An 18,482-nucleotide genomic window follows, 5' to 3' on the forward strand; every position below is an offset into this window, starting at 1 on the left:
AAAACATCCCAAATAGACTTCCCTTTTGAATGCACATCATAACTGCCTTCAACCTGGTATGCAGCCGTAGCAACCCCCCACGTGAAATCATTCCCAAAATCTTCTCGTTTCAACAGCATATATATTAACCGGTAATTTGATGCAGTATATTTCCTAATCTTAATTGCCGTATTTTTTTATCCGGTTCAGGGAGTTGATTGGCTAAGGAAAGCGGGTGAGTTGCGGTGGCTGTAAAGTTTTTAAAGACTTCATCTATAATTGCCCCGGTAATGTTTGGATAATCAACAGGAATAATTCGTCCGTTAGTGACCCAATCATCTATTTTTTCAACCCGCGACATTTTTAATTTCTTCAGCACAGGTGCTCCCATCTCTTTAACCGCAGCCGCATTGCATTGTTGCTCGTATTGTCCCTTCATAGGTATCACCATTAATTTCTTTCTTAGAAATAAGGCTTCGGCAGGCGTTTCAAAACCAGCTCCGCACAATACCCCGGTGCATGTTACGAGACTCGTTATAAATTCTGTATTATTAATAGGCCTGATAAACACATTATTTTTCGAGTAAGCTTTCTTTGTATGCTTTGAAAACACTTCCCACTTCACCTCTTTAATTTCTTTAAGAACTTTCACGATTTTATCATCATCATAAGCAGGCAAATACACTGTATAGTGAGGAAGCAATATAATATCAGCATTCCTTATTTCATCGCGAATGACTGGTGTGAAAATCTTATCATCGTATGCCTTAAAATGAAAACCGTATTTTTCTGTAACCGGTGCATAATTGTTTAGGATAGATTTACCTACAATATCTTTTTCAGCGGGCCGTGGACTTTTTTTGTTTAACACCGCGGCCTGGTGGCTGAGCCCAATGCAGGGTTTATGATTGAAGTAGCAAGCCCATGCCGTTACCGGTTCGAAATCGTTTATTACGATATCATAATTTTTCACCGGGACTTGTTTTACTTCCTTATAGAATCTTTTAAGCTTCGCTTTTTTATAAGTGGAAACTAAATCGATACCGCCTTTTTTCCCAAACACGAAACTCATTCCTTTTAATTTATATTTCACGGGAAAGCCCAGGTCAACATCAGCTTCTGTGCCACTTATTAACACATCAAGCTCGCCTTTCTTTTCAAGTAAGGGAATGATGTCCCTCGCCCTGCTGATGTGCCCGTTGCCGGTTCCTTGTATGGCGTATAATATTTTCATGTGATGTTCATCATATTAAATTCCTGCAGCATGTTTTTGAAGAGTTCTTTGTTGCCGGGCTCATAATCATCAACTTCTTCGTCTATACTATCCGTTATATTCGCTTCATTATATTTGTAAATCATCCATTTCCCATCATTATATTCGAGTGAAGTAAGGTTTTCAATCCAGTCGCCTGAGTTCAAATAAATAATGGAACCGTGGTGGTTGGTTATCTCTCTCATCTCCGGCTGATGAATGTGTCCGCAAACCACGTAATCATATTTATTGGATATGCCAATGTCTGCCGCAGTAGCCTCAAAATTGTTGATGAATTTCACAGCGCTCTTAACGCTGTTCTTAATCTTTTTTGACAGGGATAACTTTCCTCTTTTAAATATTTTTTCTGAAATGAAATTGGCAAACATATTTATGACGATTAATGTATCGTAGCCAATGGCACCAAGTTTAGCCAGCCATTTAGAATGTTGCATAGTTACGTCAAAAATATCGCCATGAAAAAACCATGCTTTTTTATCATCCGCTAAAGGAAGTACTACTTTATTTACTACCTGTAATGAACCAATTTTAAATCCCACAAATTTTCGCAGCATCTCATCATGGTTACCGGTAACATAATATATCTTAACGCCTTTGCCCATCCATCCCATAATATGTTTTATAACTTTCATATGGCTTTTGGGCCAGTATCTTTTGCTGAATTGCCAGATGTCAATAATGTCGCCGTTAAGCACTACTGTTTTGGGCTTAATGGTTTTAAGATATTGCAACAGTTGCTTTGCATTACAACCGTAGGTACCTAAATGCACATCACTTAAAACAAGGATTTCTACCTTACGTTTTTTGGACTGCATTATAATTGCACTTTGTAAAACTTAAGCGGAGAGTAAAATGCTGATAATCGTTGAAGAAAAATCCGGATAATAATTTTCTGGAAGAAATATGAGATTGCTTTCATGACATGGAATTTAATGGTAAACAAATAAGTTCGTCAGTTAATTGAAAACAGGAATTAGTAATGCAAAGTAAAGTTTCCAATGTGACCAAAAGGTTACGGCAGTATTAAGGGAATATTAAGTTACTGCCGGTAACATTACCAATTATAAAAAACCGCTTACATATGCCACCAACGTGTATAGGTAGTTGCAGAATTATTTAAAAAGAGGTTAAATTTTTGTTTTTTATATTTACCGTTTTCATTCAATCAAAAAGCCAGGAGCTTTTATGAAATTATAAATACGAATAACAATACAAATGACAAGTTATAAACTGAGAGCAGAAAATATTGAAAAAAGAATCCAGGAGCTTGCCTCGTTTAGTGATGAAAATGATTATTTAAGTCGACTATTTGGTACGGAAGCTTTTGGTAAGTGCCGTAACACAATTGAGTCATGGATGAAGGAGGCTGGTCTGCAAACCTCAATCGACAACATGGGAAATGTGAGGGGAAGACTTAGCTCAGAAAAAAAAGACGCAAAAACTTTTGTCATAGGTTCTCATTTTGATACTGTAGTAAATGCAGGTAAATATGATGGAGTGCTCGGCATATTAACAGGGTTGGGGGTTATAGAAAAACTCATTGAGCAGCAATCGCAAATTCCGTTCAATATTGAACTTATTGCGTTTAGCGATGGAGAAGGCGTTAGATTCAATCACCCGTTCTTAGGAAGCCAGGTTGTTGCAGGTAATTTTACGCCGATTCTTTTGGAGATGAAAGATCATGACGGAATTATCCTGGACGACGTTTTGAAAAATATGGGTTACGATAATGCCAAACTTATCCAAGACGTCATTCCGGCAAAAAAATGGCTGGGATATTATGAAATACATATTGAGCAAGGGGTGGTTTTATATAAAAATAATATTGCTGCGGGAATCGTAACAACTATTACTGGCCAAAAACGAGTGAGCATTGAATTTACCGGAATTGCAGGACACGCCGGCACCATACCCATGAAGATGCGTTCAGATGCATTATGTGCTGCTGCTGAATTTATTTTAGCAGTTGAAAAATTAGCTTCCGCTAAAAAAAGTAATTTAATTGCTACTGTTGGTAATTTGGATATCCAAAATCCGGCTGGCAATGTTATTCCTTCAAAAGTATTGTGCACGCTTGATTTTAGAAGCACAAATAAAAAGAAATTATCAAAAGCATACGAAGACCTTAATGAGTTGTGTGAAGAAATTTGCAATAAGAGGAAAATCTATTTTGAATGGAAACTTCTGCAGGAGACAAATCCTGTTAATTGCGACGAACGTTTAAATAAGGTTTTAAAGAAATCAATTAGAGAAGCAAAATCGGAAGTAATAGAAATAGAAAGCGGAGCGCTTCATGATGCAACTGCAATTGCACCCGTTGCCCCGGTATCTATTCTGTTTGTAAGATGTTTTAAAGGTATCAGTCATAGCCCCCTGGAAAAAGTGGAGTTGAAGGATATTGCAATAGCTTTAGAGATCTCTGATAATTTTATTCAGCAGATGATTCAGCAATAATGGCTGAAGAACTAAATGTTACCGGCAGTCGTTTATGTCGCCGCTGCTAGAAGAATTGTACAATGATGCTGGTGATAAAAAGCATTAATACATTTTCATCAGGCACTTCATCATACTAAGTACGATGCGAAAAAATATGATCCTATCAAAAATTAATCCAGGGCGATTAAATGAAGTCACCCAAGTTTATATCCATTTCATTTGCCCTTATTATTTTATATTTGAATCTAATACTTCAATAGCCTCCATTTAAAATGAAGGATAAAAAATAACTGAAAAAAAGCTTGATACCATGAAATATATTTTAGGCATAATTCTATCAACAATGATGTTTCCTTTTTTTTCTGAGGCCCAGGATTGGCCAAATCTCTCAAGATATAAAGAAGAAAATGCAAAGCTGACCGCTCCTGCTGCAAATGAAAATCGTGTAGTGTTTATGGGTAACTCAATTACTGAAGGGTGGGTTAGAATGGACTCGGCATTTTTTGCAAAACACGGATACGTAGGACGTGGTATAAGCGGACAGACAACGCCTCAAATGCTCATCAGGTTTAAGCAGGACGTCGTGAATTTACATCCGAAGGTTGTTGTAATATTAGCCGGTACCAACGATATTGCCGGCAATACAGGTCCTTCAACTTTAGAAATGATTGAAGATAATTTATCCTCAATGGCAGAACTGGCGCAAGCAGCCAACATTAAGGTGGTGCTTTCGTCCGTACTTCCCGTTTTTGATTATCCCTGGAAGCGCGGATTGGAACCAGCGCAAAAAATTATTACACTTAATAAATGGATAAAAGATTATGCCGCGATGCATGATTGTTTTTACCTCGATTATTTTACTTCACTGGTTGATGAACGCGATGGCATGAAAGCGGAATATTCACCGGACGGCGTACATCCCAATTTAGCGGGATATAAAGTTATGGAACCACTGGCTGAACAAGCTATTAAATTAGCTTTGCAAAAAAGTAATACTATGGCAGGTTCACAATCCCCGGTAATGGATCACACGACCGTTTATGTAGTTGATTTGGATAAAAGCACAAACTTTTATAAAGGCGTAATGCAACTTCAGCAAATACCCGAGCCGTTTCATGATGGCCGCCACAACTGGTTTAAAATAGGCCCTCACAGCCAGCTTCATGTAGTGGGAGGAGCGAAAGCAGTTATGGCGCACGATATCAATATCCATCTTGCTTTTAGAGTAGCATCTTTGTCCGATTTTATTGAGCATCTTGATGAGATGGGCGTAAAGTATCAAAACTTCCAGGGTGAAAGAAAGCCACAAAAGAGATCCGACGGCGTTAGCCAGATTTATCTACAGGACCCTGATGGTTATTGGATTGAAGTAAATGATGATAAGTTCTAAAGATTAATTTTAAATGCCATTCTTTATTTAACAAAGCCCGGAAGGCGCAAACAGACAAAGTTCTATTAACTTTTTTCTTCCGGGAAATTCCCTGTAATCTTATAACTATTCTTTACAATTATTTTGAGCGGGAAAAATTTCTGTAAAGCCATCCCTCGCCTGCTCCTATAATTTTCCATAATTTTAAGAACTATAAGCGTAATAGAAATAAAACTGATTTCTTTCGTACTTAAAATTATTTTTTTGTCAGTTAAAAGTAAAGCAACCATAGTTGTTGATCAGGTTAGCAAAATTTTCGGGAACAAAGTAGCCGTGGATAATATTTCATTTGTAGTAAATGAAGGAGAGAATGTCGTGTTGCTTGGCACGAGTGGTTGTGGCAAAACAACTACGCTGCGCATGATCAACAGGCTGACAGAGGCAACAACAGGAAATATTTCTGTTGGTGGTAAAAATATTAAAGATGTTTCACCGGAAGAGTTGCGAAGAAGTGTTGGTTATGTGCTGCAACACAATGGGCTATTTCCTCACTACACCATTGCCGAAAATATCGCCATTGTTCCTGAATTATTAAAATGGCCCAAACAAAAGATTAATAAAAGAACGGAAGAATTACTGGAACAGCTGCATCTTCCGTATGACTATTTATCACTGTATCCGCAACATTTAAGCGGTGGTCAGCAACAACGGGTTGGTTTGGCAAGAGCCCTGGCAGCCGATCCTCCTGTGCTTTTGATGGATGAGCCATTCGGGGCGTTGGACGCGGTAACGCGGGCTGGCATTACCCATGAATTCAGCCAGTTGGAAGTACTAAAGAATAAAACAATTGTGTTAGTCACGCACGATATTCGTGAAGCCTTTGATCTTGGTGACAAAATTTTATTAATGGATAAAGGAAAGATAGTACAGGAAGGTTCTCCTGCTGACTTGTTATTTAATCCTGTTAACAAGTTTGTATCCTCTTTTTTTGAGGATCAACGGATGCAACTTGAATTGAATGCAGTGTTGCTGAAAGATATTTGGGACTATCTGCCATCAATTAACCAGGGGGAAATAACAGATGGCATAATCGATGTCAGCGATAATGTTTGGCAGGCGCTTTATATTTTATCCAATAAAAAAATTAAAAGTATTGTATTGCATAACGCACTAACGGCAGAAATGAAAACTGCGAATTACGATTCTTTGTTTACAGCGTTTAGCGATTATAAACAAAAGAGATATGAATGAATCAAACCAATCGCTCTTGAGTTTTATGCGTGAGCAGGCCGGTAAAATTTTCGACCAGTTACTGGCGCACATCGGCTTGACTTTTATTTCATTATTGATAGCCGTTGCTATTGGGGTTCCTTTGGGAATTCTTATTGCCAGGAGAAAAAAATTATCCGGAACTGTTCTGGGTTTTGTTGGTGTATTGCAAACGATACCCAGTATTGCGTTACTTGGTTTTATGATCCCACTTCTTGGCATTGGGCCGAAGCCTGCTATCGTCGCTTTATTTTTGTATGCGTTGTTACCTATTGTGCGAAATACATTCACTGGAATTATTGGAGTGGATGCATCAGTAAGAGATGCAGCAAAAGGAATGGGAATGAGCAGTAAGCAAATACTCGCAAAAGTAGAACTACCTTTAGCCCTTCCCGTTATACTCGCAGGAATACGTACCGCAACGGTCATAAACGTAGGCGTGGCAACACTTGCAGCGTACATTGCGGCTGGTGGTCTTGGTGAATTTATATTTGGCGGAATTGCATTGAATAATACAAACATGATTCTCGCGGGCGCAATCCCTGCTGCCTTACTCGCGATCGTTCTTGATTTTATTTTATCGAAAGTTCAAAAAATAAATCTTAAAAAACTGCGAACAGGTTTTTGGTTACTGCCCGTAAGTATTATTCTCCTGTCTTCTTTTTATTTATTGCCTGACATCTACGGAAGTAAAATGCTGGCTGGGTTTACACCGGAATTTATGGGAAGAGAAGATGGTTATCTGGGATTAAAAAAAGTATATCATTTAAATATAAGAAATGTTGGAATCAGTGATGCTGTCATGTATAAAGCAGCCTATAAAAAAAAATTGGATGTGATCAGCGGATACAGCACTGACGGACGATTAAAAGCTTTTGACCTGGTGGTTTTGAAGGACGATAAAAAAATATTTCCGCCGTATTATGTTGCACCGGTTATTCGCGAAAGTATTTTGCAGCAACACCCCGAACTTGAAAATGCATTAAACCAACTGGCTGGCCGTATCAACGATTCCGTAATGACTGAATTGAATTACCGGGTCGATTATTTAAAGAAGAGCCCTGACAAAGTTGCCAAAGATTTTTTGATGGAACAAAGTTTGTATAAAGAACCTCTAAATGGAAATGGAGCAATTATACGAATAGGGTCCAAAATTTTCGGTGAGCAGTATATTCTTGCCGCAATGTATACTATGTTGATTAAAGGAAACACCAATTTGCAGGTGGAAACAAAAACTGGTTTGGGCGGGACAAAAATTTGTTTTGATGCGCTGATAAATAATCAAATTGATATGTATCCTGAATATTCTGGTACTGCATTACTGGTAATTTTACCAACTCCCGAAAAAATAACTAAGCAATTGGGACAGAACGAACAAAACGTTTATAATTATGTACAACAAGAGTTTCAATTGAAATATCATTTGAAATGGTTGCAACCAGTCGGCTTTAATAATTCGTATTGTTTAATGATGCGACGAGAACAATCGAAGCGCATAGGTGTTAATAGTATTTCTGACTTAAAAAATTATTTAGATAAAAAATAGCGCCATATAAATCTTATTCGTTCTCCTTCAGTTATCCTGAATTTGCCGGAGGGAGAGTTGGGTTAGGCCAGTGATAAAAATGAATCTTTTAGAAAAATATAACGCGGTTAGAGGTTATTCAGAAGAAATATGTAAACCATTAAAGACCGAGGATTATGTAGTGCAGCCAATTGTTGATGTTAGTCCACCGAAATGGCACATAGGCCATACCACATGGTTTTTTGAAACATTTATTTTGAAACCCAACCTGGTGAATTATGAGGAATTTGATCCACAATATAATTATGTGTTCAACAGCTATTATGAGACGATAGGTGCCAGAGTTATCAGGACTGATCGGGGAAATTTAAGCAGGCCATCTGTGGAAGACGTTTATAAATACCGCAGCTACGTTGATCAGGCAATGAATGAATTTTTACAAAAAAATCAATCTCCGGAATTGGAAGAGTTAATTATACTGGGCTTAAATCACGAACAGCAACACCAGGAACTTTTGGCAACGGACATCAAATATATTTTAGGTAATAACCCTCTGTTTCCATCATATATCTCTCCGTCACAGGAGAGTCCTTTGATCAAAAAAGACAACTATTCTAAAGGCAAAGGATTTACAAAAATTGATAAAGGAATTTATAAAATTGGCTACGAGGGTAACGACTTCTGTTTTGATAATGAATTGAGCAGGCACGAGGTATTGTTGCAGAATTTTAGCATCGCCAACGGTCTTGTTACTAATGGCGAATTCATGGAATTTATGGATTCGGGCGGTTATAAAGATTTTAATTATTGGCATGCGGAAGGCTGGGATTGGGTAAAAACAAACAACATCAATTCGCCATTATATTGGCACTTTATTAATAACGAATGGTTTAATTACACCTTGCATGGTTTGCAAAAAATTGACGCAAACGATGTGTTATGTCACATCAGTTTTTATGAAGCATCTGCATACGCATCGTGGAAGGGAATGCGCCTCCCGACTGAGTTTGAATGGGAAATAGCTGCGCAAAAATTGGATTGGGGAAAGAGATGGGAGTGGACTGAAAGTGCTTATCTCCCTTATCCCGGTTTTTCAAAAGCTCCCGGCGCTATCGGAGAGTACAATGGAAAGTTTATGGTAAATCAAAAAGTTTTACGCGGAGCTTCTGAAGTAACTCCCTCGGGTCATAGCCGTATTACTTACCGTAATTTTTTTCATCCTTATTTGCGTTGGCAATATACCGGCATAAGATTGGCACAATAATATCTGTTGAAGTAAAAAAAATGTGATGAATCAATTTTTGAAAGATGTTGTTACCGGCTTAGGAACAACTCCGAAATACCTGCAGTCAAAATATTTTTACGATAAGAGAGGCGATGAACTTTTTCAGAAGATCATGCAATGCGAAGAATATTACCTTACGAATTGTGAGATGGAGATATTTTCGACTCAAACTGCTGAGTTGGCTAAGATCATGGTTGATCAACACCGCAACTTCGATGTTGTGGAGCTGGGGCCTGGCGATGCTATAAAATCATTATATCTCTTAAAAGAGCTGGTTAATAAAAATGCAATTGATACCTATTTTCCCGTAGATATTTCTAAAAACATAATTAATCTCCTTCAGAAAAAGCTGCCCGAGCAATTGCCGCAACTGAATATTCATGGGCTTAATGGTGAATATCTATCTATGCTTAAATCTGCAAAGAGAATTTCTGATAAGATTAAACTGGTTTTATTTCTTGGCTCTAATATTGGCAATATTCCAAAAGAAAATGCAGATGAGTTTTGTCGTGAATTGCGGGCACAGCTTTCTGTTGGAGATATGGTGCTGATGGGGATTGATCTTAAAAAAAATCCAAAACAAATATTAGCTGCTTATAATGACAGTAAAGGATACACGAGGGATTTTAACCTGAATCTTTTACAAAGAATGAATGATGAGCTTCGTGCCAATTTTAATATAAGTGCGTTTGAACATTATGCTACATACGATCCTGTTTCCGGAGCATGCAGGAGTTATCTTATTTCATTGCGTGATCAGCAGGTAACCATACCCGATAGTATTGAGATAAAGTTCGCCAAAAACGAATATATTTTTATGGAGATTTCCCAAAAATATACAATTGAACAGATAGATGAAATTGCTACCCGGTGCGGCTTTGAGCCAGTGGCTCACTTCTTCGATAAAAACAAATGGTTTGCGGATGTTATCTGGAAATGTATATAGGGGTGAGATATTAGGTGTGAGGTATCAGCTATTAGTTTTGGATACTAAAATATTCAACTGAGTTGCCATAATTTCCGCAACAACTTTATCAATCTTACCCTTGTATTCTCCATCGACCTGGAAATGCGTTTTTCTTTTCACGGTAATTGTTGCTTTATTTGTTTGAAAGATTTCCACCTTTTTAGGATTGAATTTTTTATAGCTTAACAACATTTTAAATAATTCCAAAACCGGAAATTTTCGAAATATGATGATTTCAAAAAGGCCGTCGCTTAAGTTACCCTCAGGGTTAATAACAGCACCGGTTCCATATTTACGGGCATTGGCAATCACGATCATGTATGCATTTGTCTCCAGGTTAATATTGTCAGCTTCAATAAGAGCTGTCATTAATTTTTTGCGCCATAAAACTTTAATTACCATTCGGGCATATCCCCACATTCCCCGCAGCTTGTTCTCATTAAAATATTTTATAAGCCGGGCATTCAAGCCAAAGTCACTTAAGTGGAGGCTTATTTCATCATCATTAATTTTTATCAGGTCACATGGCTTTATTTTTCCGTTAACAATAATATCAAGGGCTTCTTTAGGCGATTCCGGAATACCAAGTTCTTTAGCCATACCATTTGCTGAGCCAGCAGGGAGGATGCCGAGGGTGATAGGTGTTCCTTGTAATTGTGTGGCCAGCAAGGAAATGGTTCCGTCGCCACCGACTGCTACCACTCTGGTTATTTGCAACTTATTAATCCAGTATTGTAACGATGCGGTATCATCTTTGTCGTTTAAAACATAAATTTCTATTTCATGGTGAAGGTTTTTGAAATATTCCCTGATGGCTCGTTCCCAATCGATCTTTTTCTTTCCACCTGATATTGGATTGAGAACGAATAATATTTTCAGGCTTGCTGGATTTTCCATAATATCTTTCAAGTGCCTTTAATGAAATTTTTTAATTGAATCGTAAAGAAAAGAAACTTTCGTTGCTAAAAAAGATAAAACAGAAAATATTGTTTCTATTCAGGTTGAATCATCAACCTGTCATCAGGGTTTATGATGGATATGGCAATGATGGAAAAATAATTGTGTTCGGTCATGTTCTAAAATTAAGCCCCTTTATGAGGAAAACATACCGGCAAAATTGGATCGTTAATAGTTTTTCCATGCTGCGCATGTTTATGGTAAAGCCATATAAAAATGCAAAAATATCGATGGAATGGGAGGGTATACGGCTGCATTCGGAAACCCAGGATAACGGGTATTTTAAATTTGAATGGTCGCCGGTGGTTTATCCTGGTTCGGGCTGGCACAACGTAAGAGTATGCCTTGAGGAAGAAAAATATGAAGCGCAAAAAATTACCGGTTCGGGGCAGGTTAATATTCCCTTTAATTCTAATCATGTTTTTGTATCTGACATTGATGATACTTTCATAATATCTCATTCTTCAAGACTTCGTAAACGATTATATGTTTTGCTTACAAAAAATGCAAGAAGCAGGAAGACTTTTGCAGGGGTCGTAAACCATTACCAGTTGCTCGCTTCATCCGGTCAACAACCGGGGCAATCAAATCCTTTTTTTTATGTCTCCAGCAGCGAGTGGAATCTTTATTATTTTATTAAAGAATTTTCAAAAGAAAATGGCTTACCCGGCGGAATTTATCTTTTAAATGAATTGAAGAAATTTAGCCAGGTTTGGAAAACGGGTCAAAATAAACACGCGACAAAATTTGTTCGAATTGTCCGAATCATAGAAGCATATCCTGAAAGGCAGTTTGTTTTATTCGGAGACGATTCGCAGGAAGATCCCAACATCTACCATGCGTTAGCGGAATATTTCCCGGGAAAAATCTTTGCAGTTTACATCAGGAGAATTCATAAAAATAAATATACGGCAGTAGAAAAAATTATGGATAAAATGGTTTCTTCGGGCACGCATTGCTGTTATTTTCATCATAGCATTGAAGCTATAGCGCATTCAAAAAGCATAGGGCTCATAATTTAATGAAATCAAAATTGTGAAGAAACACAGCAATGCGGTTATAACTTTACATTCAGGCGAAACTGCAATAGATGGTCTTCCTTGGAGAAACCGTAAGTTATATCAACAAATAAAAAATTAAATGGATCTAATATTACTCCACCACCATAGCCTACATGCAGCGTGTTTGAATTTTCATTTGGTATCCAAACCCGGCCATCATCAACAAAGGCAAGCAATCCTGCTTTACCATTAAAAATATAAGTTCTCACTTTACTAATAAAACGAAATTCGTTGCTGTTATAGAAAGTTGTTTTTCCATAAAACCTTTGTCGCTGAAATCCGCGTAAATCCTGGCCTCCGCCAATTGACGGATATTGATAAAACTCAGGTTTCCCGTCGACAGTTTCTATTGCGCCGGAAATAGCTAACGAAAATTTATAAAACAACGGCACATACAATTGAAGGTTGCCACCATACTTCCAGAAATTTCTACTGCGCTCATTTGTATTTTGAGTATAGGATCCGTTGGCGGACACTATGATGCCACTTGTGGGAACAATGGAGTCATCTAATTTTGAAAAAGTATACCCTGCGGCTATGCCCGCAAATTTTCTTATTTTAAAAACGTTTGAATCCACCGGCTTAATAATCTTGAAAGTGTAGCGGTCATCGTCACTGACAATTTTTACGGTTTGATAAAAACCATGAATATCAAAAGAATTATTTCCCGCCTTCTTTGTAAAACCCAATGTGCCGAGAACTTCACGGGTTCTCATCCTGTTATAATCAAGATCTTTAGTAGTGAGAATCGTTTCATTTCCCAGGCCATAAAAATTGGTCCAGCGGATAAAATCGTAATTGGCAAGTAATGAAAGATTCCATTTACCAATGACATTTGGAAAGAGACCCTTATACGTAAAACTTGCGGCACGTTGCGACAGTGAATAATTTACGTCAAACTTTTGCTTGAAAACAAACGGATTTTGCCGCCATCTAAAATGCGTCCAGCCATATCCAACTCCTGCGAATAGCCTATCGGCATCGCTGTAAAAGAGAGAAGCGGAGGAGCCTCTTTTATCATACTGGTAGGTTCTATATTGATACCTGTGAATATCGCTGTCGGAAGAGATCTGTTTTTTTATCCTTCCAATAGATTCAATATGGTCGTCGGGGCCATCATAAACATACGTTTTGGTATGTTTCCCTGCCAATGAATTGATCATAATTGAATCCTTATCAAAACCACCAATAATTCTTATTCTTATTCCACTATTCACTTTGCCATCGGTCACATAAATATCGTTGCCTGAAACGCCGAATAAACGAACCTCATTTGTTTCGCTTGAAAAAAATGTTCGTGAATAATATGGTTTTGCTTTTTTATCCCCATCCTTTTTTATTTTATAAACCTTAACTATTGTCTCACTATCATTTAATCGCGTCACCTCAAAATAGTCATCTTCTTTGGTACCAATTATTTCTACTTCTTTTGCAAGAAACAAATAATATTGTTTCGCATATTTTACCAATTGATTTCGTCTCGATTCTAAGTTCCTTGTGATTTTTCTTCCCGAAAAAGAATATACTTCGGGCGGAAATTTTTTAACGGCAGTTTCAATTATATTATCGGTAAGTGCCTTTTGTAAGTTTTTCGCAATAGTTATCCATTCATCCCTGCTTAACTCATTTGTAAAAACCCTGTCGAGACCACGTTCTTCATAATTCAATGTATTTACATTGCTGATATGATCTTTAAAACTTTGGAAATAACGAATGCCCGACATATAGATGGCAGCATTTAAAAGTTTACCGTCATGTGCAAAATAAACCTGGTCCCGGTCTTCGGGCACAGGCACATAGATTCTTCTATCACCTTTCTTTAATTCGCCCCAGCCCCATTGATCTTCATGTCGGTCCCAATCTCCAATGAGCATGTCAAAGAGCCTGTCTTTTAAAAATGTTTTTTGATCAGCACTGTTATCTGATTCGTCCTGTAACTTTTGCATCACTTCGTCCGTGGAGTAGAATTTATCGAAGTTGCCGAGGTTGTCTGCATCGCTCCAGTCCCCTTTTAATCTTTGCTCAAAGAGGTAAACATTATTATCAAACTTAGCATTAAAGCTATCTAATGCTTCTTGTCGCGGTAAATAAACATACTCTGGGTTGGTATGATAAATTCCGGCACTTTGTGCCATCAAGGGTACCGTTGCAGCGGCGTACGGATTCGACATGGATACTTCATCATTTACCTGCGCTTCAATAAATGTCCCCTTAAAATATTCCGGTAAAACCTTTCCCAGTCTTTTATCAACCGAACGAAGGGTATAATTTTTCCCATCTTTATTTTCAAGGTGCAGCGATGTGGTTTGATGGCCACCACCTTCTTTAACAGGGGTAAGGCCGCCTTCCCGATCCTTTAATAAGAAAACTGGCAGGTTAACAGGAGTACTCCATTCCTTGCGATAATTTTTTCCCCACAAATAATTATGCCAGGCAGAACGACGATACTGGGGGCCTGCTATAACCAATTTCGTTTTCTTTGTCGAGTCCCCGGTTGACGTTTGTTGTGCGGGCAACGTGGTTGCACCGAACACAGTCAATTGCATCAAAAAAAATAACCTGTATGAAAGTTTCATTATGGTAGTTTAATGGTTATACTAAAAACCTTGCCAATGCCTCATACAATTTTAAATAGGTCATTTCCTCTTGCAAATATCGAACAACAATCTAAATAAAATATGTACCAGTTAATGTAATCAATGTATGTAATCTAAAATTTCCCCGCGCGCCAGGCTAACGCGTCTATTGAAATTGTTTGACTTATTTACCCGACGTGCAAATTTTCGGCCATCTAAATATGTCGTTTAAATATTTTGTAGTGTACCTTGGATGGAATTACCTTAAAAAACTTAATTATGTGGTGGATATATGCTTTGCTTTCTGCTTTATTTGCGGCGCTTACAGCCATCTTTGCCAAGGTTGGCATTAAGGGTGTAGATACTGATCTTGCTACCGGCATTCGAACTATTGTGATCTTATTTATCGCGTGGGCTATAGCTTTTTTTCGCGGCGGGGCGGCTACTATTCATACACTCACCAAACAGAATATTATCTTCCTTTGTTTGTCTGGTATCGCAACCGGCCTTTCGTGGATTTTCTATTTTAAAGCTTTGCAGTTAGGCAAGGTTTCGCAGGTGGCTCCTGTTGATAAACTAAGCGTCGCCCTGGCCATTATTTTGTCGGTTGTCTTTTTGGGAGAAACCCTTACACCCAGGATTGCAGTAGGTGCGTTGCTAATTATTGCGGGTACCATCGTTCTTATATTATGATCTTTTTTTTACAAAATAATATTTTGATTTATTTGTTTAATCAGTAAACTAATCGTAATATTGCGATTAGTTTTATGGGTATCACCAAGTCACATATTTTTACTTCAAAAGAAAACAAACTGGCGAGGTATGCAAAAGCACTGGGCCATCCTGCGAGGATTTCTATTTTAAAATTTCTTGCAAAAAAACAAGCGTGTATTTGTGGAGATATCGTTGACGAATTGCCTCTCTCGCAAAGTACCGTGTCGCAACATTTAAAAGAATTAAAAGATGCCGGGTTGATTAAAGGAGACATAGATGGCGCCTCCGTTTGTTATTGCATTGACGAGAAGGAGTGGAAGTTAGCGCAAGAGAGCATCAACCAGCTTTTTGACTCTTATAAAGGTAAGGCAGCCAGTTGTTGCTGATTTTTTTTGATCAAACCTATCGGTATATAACGATTATTATTCAAATAAAAAATAGATAAAATGGAAACAGAAATAGCCTTAAAAGAACTGGTAAAACAGAAATACTCAGAAATTGCTTTGCAGGATAAAGAAACCAATGAGTCATCTTGTTGTGGTTCTGGTTGCTGTAGCACGGAAGTATATAACATTATGTCAGAAGACTACAACCAACTTGATGGATACAACCCTGATGCTGATTTAGGGTTAGGTTGCGGGCTGCCAACTCAATTTGCTAAAATTAAAAAAGGGGATGTTGTAATTGACCTGGGCAGCGGCGCCGGTAATGATGCATTCATAGCAAGGCATGAAACGGGTGAAACCGGAAAAGTAATTGGGATAGACTTCACCCCGGCTATGATTGAGAAAGCAAGAAGAAATAATGATGTGAGAGGATTTAATAATGTTGAGTTTCGGCAGGGCGATATTGAAAAGATGCCACTCACTTCAAATGTTGCAGATGTGGTTGTAAGTAATTGTGTACTTAACCTGGTGCCAAACAAGGACGCTGTTATAAAAGAGATCTTTCGCGTTTTAAAACCCGGCGGACATTTCAGTATATCCGATATTGTACTGGAAGGCGAATTACCTGCGCAAATAAAAGAAGCTGCGGAAATGTATGCAGGTTGTGTGGCAGGGGCTATTCAAAAAAAGGTGTACCTCGAGTTGATAACAAGCAATGGTTTCAAAAATATTGTTGTTCAAAAGGACAAGCCAATTATTGTACCAGATGATATATTAAGTAATTATTTGTCTCCTGAACAAATTGAAACATTTAAAGTATCGGGAACGGGTATTCGCAGTATAACAGTTTATGCAGAAAAGCCATTGGCAGAGAAGGCGACTTGTTGCGGCCCTGATTGCTGTAATTAAAAATATAAAAAATCGACCTCATGTATAATGTTTTGTTTGTTTGTATTCATAATTCAGCCAGGAGCCAGATGGCGGAAGCCTTTCTAAATCATTTAGGCGGCGGAAAATTTAGAGCAGAAAGCGCTGGTATTGAAAAAGGTAAATTGAATCCTTACATTGTCCTGGCTATGAAAGAAGTTGGAATAGATATTAGTAAAAATGAAACCAAAGAAGCTTTGGATTTGTTTCGAAAGGGAAGATTATATAATGCTGTAATTACTGTTTGTGAAAAAGAAGCTGCTGAAAGATGTCCTGTCTTCCCCGGCAAGGTAAAGAGAATTGCGTGGTCTTTTCCGGATCCTTCTAGATTTGGAGGTTCTGATGAAGAAATACTCACAAAGGTTCGAGTGGTAAGGGACGAGATCAGGCAGGCAGTTGTACAATTTATCGAAGTCGCAAGCAACCCGGACTACTGGATGGAGAATAAAATTTACGAATCCAACTAACCATAAGTCAATAAAATGTAATTGATTCGTCCAACAATATTTTAGACAATAGCAACAATCAAAGTGTCACCGAATTTATTTAATTTATAATGTCAGCTAATGATTGCGCCCCGGCGCACGAAAGAAGGAAATTAAGTTTTTTAGACAGGTATTTAACTCTTTGGATATTTTTGGCAATGGGTGCTGGTGTTGCTATTGGCTACTTTTTCCCAACTTCTTCCGGTTTCATTAATTCATTTTCTTCCGGTACTACAAATATTCCTTTGGCGGTAGGTTTAATATTGATGATGTATCCGCCATTTGCGAAAGTGAAATACGATAAACTAAAAGACGTATTTAAAAACACCAAAGTATTGGGTGTTTCATTATTGCTTAATTGGGTGATTGGCCCGGTACTCATGTTCTTTCTCGCTATCGTTTTTTTGCGTGGTTATCCCGAATATATGGTGGGATTAATTTTGATTGGCTTAGCTAGGTGTATCGCTATGGTTATTGTCTGGAATGAGCTGGCAGAAGGCAGCAGGGAATATGCTGCAGGGTTAGTTGCACTCAACAGTATTTTCCAGGTATTGCTGTATAGCGTCTACGCATACGTGTTTGTTACCATGCTGCCACCCTTATTCGGAATTCGGGGTTCAGTAGTTGATATCACGATAGGCCAAATTGCAAAAAGTGTTGCTATTTATTTGGGGATTCCTTTTGCCGCAGGTGTTATTACCAGGATTGCTTTAAGAAAAGCGAAAGGTGATGAATGGTATCAAAATAAATTCGTTCCTTTTATCTCGCCAGTTACTTTGGTAGCCTTATTGTTTACCATAATTGTGATGTTTAGCCTAAAGGGTCAATTGATTGTACAAATACCTTTAGATGTAGTTCGAATAGCTGTACCGTTAGTAATCTACTTCGCCATCATGTTTTTGGTAAGCTTCTTTATTGGCAAAAGAATGGGAGCAGATTATTCAACCAACGCAGCCGTAGCATTTACGGCGGCAGGTAATAATTTTGAATTGGCGATAGCGGTATCTATCGGGGTATTTGGCATTAACAGTGGCCAGGCATTTGCCGGTGTTATAGGCCCTTTGGTAGAAGTGCCGGCATTAATTTCACTGGTAAATGTGGCATTTTGGATTAAAAGAAAATACTACTCAAAACAACAATTGCAAAAGGCGTAAAAAATTATTTCTAAGAATTATTTCCAGCGTTTTAATGTTCAAGCCCGGGTCCTATTATCTTAATATGTATTTGTGAAACCGATAGGGGTAACTTAATATAACAGCATATCTATAAACTT

Annotated in this window: 17 protein-coding genes; 12 read left to right on the forward strand and 5 right to left on the reverse strand. The window is 37.9% G+C overall.

The window, feature by feature from the left end; translation table 11 throughout:
- The 3 genes from ACO1O5_RS05385 to ACO1O5_RS05395 all read right to left on the reverse strand — a co-directional run.
- On the reverse strand, window positions 1-119 hold a 119-nt coding region (locus ACO1O5_RS05385), incomplete at its 3' end, for a family 1 glycosylhydrolase (protein ID WP_486268838.1).
- Window positions 120-124: 5 nt separating this feature from the next.
- On the reverse strand, window positions 125-1,213 hold the full coding sequence (locus ACO1O5_RS05390) for a glycosyltransferase family protein (protein WP_486268813.1): 1,089 nt from the start codon (window positions 1,211-1,213) through the stop codon (window positions 125-127).
- Window positions 1,210-2,067 carry a UDP-2,3-diacylglucosamine diphosphatase gene (locus tag ACO1O5_RS05395; RefSeq protein WP_486268814.1) on the reverse strand — a complete coding sequence of 286 codons (858 nt, stop codon included), beginning with the start codon at window positions 2,065-2,067 and terminating at the stop codon, window positions 1,210-1,212. The genes ACO1O5_RS05390 and ACO1O5_RS05395 overlap by 4 nt, the downstream gene beginning before the upstream one ends.
- Window positions 2,068-2,467: 400 nt before the next feature.
- Between ACO1O5_RS05395 and ACO1O5_RS05400 the strand changes: the two genes are divergently transcribed.
- The 6 genes from ACO1O5_RS05400 to ACO1O5_RS05425 all read left to right on the forward strand — a co-directional run bounded on the left by ACO1O5_RS05400 (window position 2,468) and on the right by ACO1O5_RS05425 (window position 10,082).
- Window positions 2,468-3,706, forward strand: a complete 1,239-nt coding sequence (locus tag ACO1O5_RS05400; RefSeq protein WP_486268815.1) for a M20 family metallo-hydrolase — start codon at window positions 2,468-2,470, stop codon at window positions 3,704-3,706.
- A 292-nt stretch (window positions 3,707-3,998) separates the two neighbouring features.
- Window positions 3,999-5,078 (forward strand): GDSL-type esterase/lipase family protein, encoded by a 1,080-nt coding sequence (locus ACO1O5_RS05405; RefSeq protein ID WP_486268816.1) that lies wholly within the window; start codon window positions 3,999-4,001, stop codon window positions 5,076-5,078.
- Window positions 5,079-5,321: 243 nt separating this feature from the next.
- Window positions 5,322-6,308, forward strand: coding sequence for an ABC transporter ATP-binding protein (locus ACO1O5_RS05410; protein ID WP_486268817.1), 987 nt, complete (start codon window positions 5,322-5,324; stop codon window positions 6,306-6,308).
- Complete coding sequence (locus ACO1O5_RS05415; protein ID WP_486268818.1) at window positions 6,301-7,872, forward strand: ABC transporter permease/substrate-binding protein; 1,572 nt, start codon at window positions 6,301-6,303, stop codon at window positions 7,870-7,872. Before ACO1O5_RS05410 ends, ACO1O5_RS05415 begins: the two co-directional genes overlap by 8 nt.
- Before the next feature lie 79 nt (window positions 7,873-7,951).
- Window positions 7,952-9,115 (forward strand): ergothioneine biosynthesis protein EgtB, encoded by a 1,164-nt coding sequence (gene egtB, locus ACO1O5_RS05420; protein WP_486268819.1) that lies wholly within the window; start codon window positions 7,952-7,954, stop codon window positions 9,113-9,115.
- 25 nt (window positions 9,116-9,140) lie between these two features.
- Entirely contained in the window at window positions 9,141-10,082 is a 942-nt protein-coding gene (locus ACO1O5_RS05425) for an L-histidine N(alpha)-methyltransferase (protein ID WP_486268820.1), read from the forward strand.
- Window positions 10,083-10,106: 24 nt separating this feature from the next.
- Here ACO1O5_RS05425 and ACO1O5_RS05430 read toward each other — a convergent pair whose 3' ends face one another.
- On the reverse strand, window positions 10,107-11,000 hold the full coding sequence (locus ACO1O5_RS05430) for a diacylglycerol/lipid kinase family protein (protein ID WP_486268821.1): 894 nt from the start codon (window positions 10,998-11,000) through the stop codon (window positions 10,107-10,109).
- A 35-nt stretch (window positions 11,001-11,035) separates the two neighbouring features.
- On the opposite strand from ACO1O5_RS05430, the gene ACO1O5_RS05435 reads away from it, so the two are divergent.
- Complete coding sequence (locus tag ACO1O5_RS05435; protein WP_486268822.1) at window positions 11,036-12,082, forward strand: App1 family protein phosphatidate phosphatase; 1,047 nt, start codon at window positions 11,036-11,038, stop codon at window positions 12,080-12,082.
- A gap of 35 nt (window positions 12,083-12,117) precedes the next feature.
- On the opposite strand, the gene ACO1O5_RS05440 is transcribed toward ACO1O5_RS05435, so the two are convergent.
- Complete coding sequence (locus ACO1O5_RS05440; RefSeq protein WP_486268823.1) at window positions 12,118-14,697, reverse strand: BamA/TamA family outer membrane protein; 2,580 nt, start codon at window positions 14,695-14,697, stop codon at window positions 12,118-12,120.
- Window positions 14,698-14,976: 279 nt separating this feature from the next.
- Here ACO1O5_RS05440 and ACO1O5_RS05445 point away from each other — a divergent pair, with 279 nt between their 5' ends.
- The 5 genes from ACO1O5_RS05445 (at window position 14,977) to arsB (ending at window position 18,363) form a co-directional block, all read left to right on the forward strand.
- On the forward strand, window positions 14,977-15,390 hold the full coding sequence (locus tag ACO1O5_RS05445) for an EamA family transporter (protein WP_486268824.1): 414 nt from the start codon (window positions 14,977-14,979) through the stop codon (window positions 15,388-15,390).
- A gap of 74 nt (window positions 15,391-15,464) precedes the next feature.
- Window positions 15,465-15,797 carry an ArsR/SmtB family transcription factor gene (locus ACO1O5_RS05450; protein WP_486268825.1) on the forward strand — a complete coding sequence of 111 codons (333 nt, stop codon included), beginning with the start codon at window positions 15,465-15,467 and terminating at the stop codon, window positions 15,795-15,797.
- A 60-nt stretch (window positions 15,798-15,857) separates the two neighbouring features.
- On the forward strand, window positions 15,858-16,706 hold the full coding sequence (locus ACO1O5_RS05455; protein WP_486268826.1) for an arsenite methyltransferase: 849 nt from the start codon (window positions 15,858-15,860) through the stop codon (window positions 16,704-16,706).
- Between the two features lie 20 nt (window positions 16,707-16,726).
- Window positions 16,727-17,191, forward strand: a complete 465-nt coding sequence (locus ACO1O5_RS05460; protein ID WP_486268827.1) for an arsenate reductase ArsC — start codon at window positions 16,727-16,729, stop codon at window positions 17,189-17,191.
- A gap of 89 nt (window positions 17,192-17,280) precedes the next feature.
- Entirely contained in the window at window positions 17,281-18,363 is a 1,083-nt protein-coding gene (gene arsB / locus ACO1O5_RS05465; protein ID WP_486268828.1) for an ACR3 family arsenite efflux transporter, read from the forward strand.
- Window positions 18,364-18,482 lie beyond the last annotated feature (119 nt).

Source organism: Ginsengibacter sp., from assembly GCF_057362405.1.